Below are 3,356 nucleotides of genomic sequence, written 5' to 3' on the forward strand. Positions count from 1 at the left end.
GGCCCAGCTCACGCGGGCGGAAAGCGTGGTGAATGCCTGCCGTGCGCGGATCGGCAACCGGATGCGCATCCTGTTCGTCGTGCCCGATTATTTCGRGCAGCGGCCCAAGGCTTGCATGAACGGCTGGGGCTCGGTTTTCCTCGGCATCGCGCCGGACGGTACCGCCCTGCCCTGCCATGCGGCACGCACATTGCCGGGCATCGATTTCCCGAACGTGCGCGACACCAGCGTGGAAGCCATCTGGTACGCCAGCGACGCCTTCAATCGCTACCGCGGCGATGCGTGGATGAAAGACCCGTGCCGCACCTGCGCCGACAAGGAGCGGGATTTCGGCGGCTGCCGCTGCCAGGCCCTCGCCATGACGGGGGATGCCGCGAACGCGGACCCGGTATGCGCCAAGTCGCCACGGCATGGCGACGTGCAGGCCATCGTCATGCACGCGCACAAGGAGCAAGCCACGCAGGCGGCGCAGATCGAGGGCGTGTGGCAGCCGGCGCAGCGGATCGTGTTCCGGTCCGACGCCAACTCGCGCAAGGCGGGCGTGCCGTAATCGAGGCCGCGGCGGCGGTCCTCGGCGCCCCCCCGTCAGTGCACGGTGCGCGACTGTGTCGTCCAGGCGTCGGCGAACGCCTCCCCCATCATGCCCATCGCTTTCTGGTTCGCGTCAGAAAAACGTTCCACCGCCTGCTGCTGCACGTTCATCGCATTTTGCGCCAGCGCTTCCGCACACGACTGGGCGGCCGCCATGAAGGCGCGCAACATATGCTCCTGGATGATATTGGCCGAGCTGAGCAGCAATTGCTGCATGCAGGCCTGCGTCGCTTCCTGGTACATGCTGGCGATCCGGGCCCAGGCATCAAGCCACGGCGCCGACATCGGGTTGGGGAATGTCGCGTTCGGATCTGCGTTGATCGTCCACATCATGGTCTCCTCGAATGGGCCCGGGCGGGCGGTTGCTGCATCGCGTCACGCGAGTGTACGCCTGAGCCGAATTGCGCATCGTTCTTTTAACGAACGTCCCTATGCACACATACATTATCTCTCTGCTATGCAATCTTGACTGACTTAATAAGAAACAACGAGACCGTCCGAAAAAGTGTTGGAAAAACGCTCCAGATTCCACAACAAGTCCTCTTCAACGCTTCTGATTCTTGCTGCATATCATTACTATTAAGCGAACCCGCCACCCGGCCGCGCGTTCGCATGCGGCCAGCTCTTCTTTCTGGAGAAATCGATGTTTCGAACGATGAAGGTCGGCACCCGCCTGACCCTTGGCTTTCTCACCGTTGTCGTGCTGGGCATCATCGTCGCCAGCATCGCGATCTACAACATGGCGCAGATGAACGAACGCGCGAAGCGTTTGTACCATCAGGAATTGCTGGGCCTTTCCTACGTCAAGGAAGCAAATATCGATCTGATCTATATCGGTCGTGCGCTGCGCAGTGCGATGCTGGCGTCGAACGAGGAAACCCGCGCCAAATACCTGGCCGTTACCGACAAGTCCAGACAGCTGATGCAGGAGAACCTCGACAAGGCGCGCCCGCTGTTCTACTCGGTCGAGGGCAAGCGCAACTTCGCCGACGCCGACGCCCAGGTGCGCGAGTACGAAGGCGCGATCGCCGACATGATCAGGCGCATCAAGGCGGAGCCGCCGGCCCAGCAGCGGGAATCGGTGGATTACCTGTTCAGCACCTTCCTGCCGAAGTCGCAGGCCATCGACGACAAGATGACAGACCTGGCCCGCGTCAAGGAGAACCTTGCGCAGCAAGCCAATCTGGACAACAAGAACGCGTATGAAAGCAGCCGCACCACGCTGTTTTTGCTGGTCACCCTCAGCGCCCTGGCCGGCATCGGCTTCGGCGTCCTGATCACCCGCAGCCTGACGCGCCAGCTGGGCGGCGAGCCGGGGTATGCCGCCGACATCGCGGGCCGCATCGCCGCCGGCGACCTGAGCGCGGAGGTGCAAGTGCGTGCCGGCGACGAAACGAGCCTGCTGTTCGCAATGAAAGCCATGCGCGACCGCCTGGCCCGTATCGTCAGCGAAGTGCGCGGCGGCACGGACGCCATCGCCTCCGCGTCCAGCGAAATCGCGCGGGGCAATCTGGACCTGTCGTCGCGCACGGAAGAACAGGCCAGCTCGCTCGAGGAAACCGCGTCGTCGATGGAAGAGCTGACGTCGACGGTGAAGCAGAATGCCGACAACGCGCGCCAGGCCAATATGCTGGCGCAGACGGCGTCGAGCGTGGCCGGCCAGGGGGGCGACGTCGTGGCCCAGGTCGTGCAGACGATGGGCTCGATCAACGCGTCGTCGAAGAAGATCGTGGACATCATCACCGTCATCGACGGCATCGCCTTCCAGACCAATATCCTCGCGCTGAATGCGGCAGTCGAGGCCGCGCGCGCCGGCGAACAGGGCCGCGGCTTCGCCGTCGTCGCGGGCGAAGTGCGCACGCTGGCGCAGCGCTCGGCCGCTGCCGCCAAGGAGATCAAGGCCCTGATCGGCGACTCCGTCGACAAGGTCGAGGCCGGCACGAAGCTCGTCGACCAGGCCGGCAACACGATGAGCGACGTCGTCGCCAGCATCCAGCGCGTGACGGACATCATGGCCGAGATCAGCGCCGCCAGCCAGGAACAGACCTCCGGCATCGAGCAGATCAACCAGGCGGTCAGCCAGATGGACAACGTGACGCAGCAAAACGCGAGCCTGGTCGAGGAAGCGGCGGCCGCGTCGGAGGCACTGCAAAGCCAGGCGGCGAAGCTGGCCGAACTGGTCAGCGTATTCCGCATCGACAACCGTGCCCCGGCGGCCGCATCCCCGGCACCCGTGCGCGCGGAACCGGTCATGACGGCACTGGCGCCGCCGCCCGCCGTCAAGCCGGGCGCTGCCAGGCTGAACGTCACCGCCCGGCCAGCCCCGGTCGCCAAGGCCGCACCGGCCCGCCCGGCCGCGAAAGTGCCGGCCACCACGGCCGGAGCTCGACTCTAGTCGAACCAAATGGGAGTAGACGTGTCCAATCGTGATCATGGAAAGCACGATGGGAATCGGGCAGGCCGCCAGGCTGCTGGGGACCACGGTCAAGACTCTGCAGCGCTGGGAGCGTAACGACCAGCTCGCGCTCGGCGAGCGCACCTGGACCTGTGCCGGCTGCGGCGCGCATCACGACCGCGACGTGAACGCGCCGATCAATCTGCAACGGCTCGCCACCGGCGCCCATGTGGCGCAAACGGCGCTACCCGTGGCGAGCCAGGCGGTGACGCCGGGCACTGCCGCCGGCGATGGGCCGGCGGGAGGCGGGAAAGTGACGCCTGTCAGGCACGAGCACGGTCAGCAGGACGGCTCGGGGCAGGAAGAGATC

At 65.3% G+C, this 3,356-nt stretch carries 4 protein-coding genes; 3 read left to right on the plus strand and 1 reads right to left on the minus strand.

Going from position 1 to position 3,356, the window contains the following annotated elements; all coding sequences use genetic code 11:
- The coding region (locus AC1DYX_RS29550) for an SPASM domain-containing protein (protein ID WP_477265549.1) at nucleotides 1-550 on the plus strand (550 nt) is incomplete at its 5' end.
- 35 nt (nucleotides 551-585) lie between these two features.
- On the opposite strand, the gene AC1DYX_RS29555 is transcribed toward AC1DYX_RS29550, so the two are convergent.
- Entirely contained in the window at nucleotides 586-924 is a 339-nt protein-coding gene (locus AC1DYX_RS29555) for a hypothetical protein (protein WP_477265551.1), read from the minus strand.
- A 310-nt stretch (nucleotides 925-1,234) separates the two neighbouring features.
- On the opposite strand from AC1DYX_RS29555, the gene AC1DYX_RS29560 reads away from it, so the two are divergent.
- Together AC1DYX_RS29560 and AC1DYX_RS29565 are read left to right on the plus strand one after the other, a co-directional pair.
- Nucleotides 1,235-2,986, plus strand: a complete 1,752-nt coding sequence (locus AC1DYX_RS29560; RefSeq protein ID WP_477265553.1) for a methyl-accepting chemotaxis protein — start codon at nucleotides 1,235-1,237, stop codon at nucleotides 2,984-2,986.
- A gap of 49 nt (nucleotides 2,987-3,035) precedes the next feature.
- Nucleotides 3,036-3,356 (plus strand): MerR family transcriptional regulator (locus AC1DYX_RS29565; RefSeq protein ID WP_477265555.1); only part of this gene is annotated, 321 nt, incomplete at its 3' end.

This window comes from Massilia sp. P2_C2 (assembly GCF_056404615.1).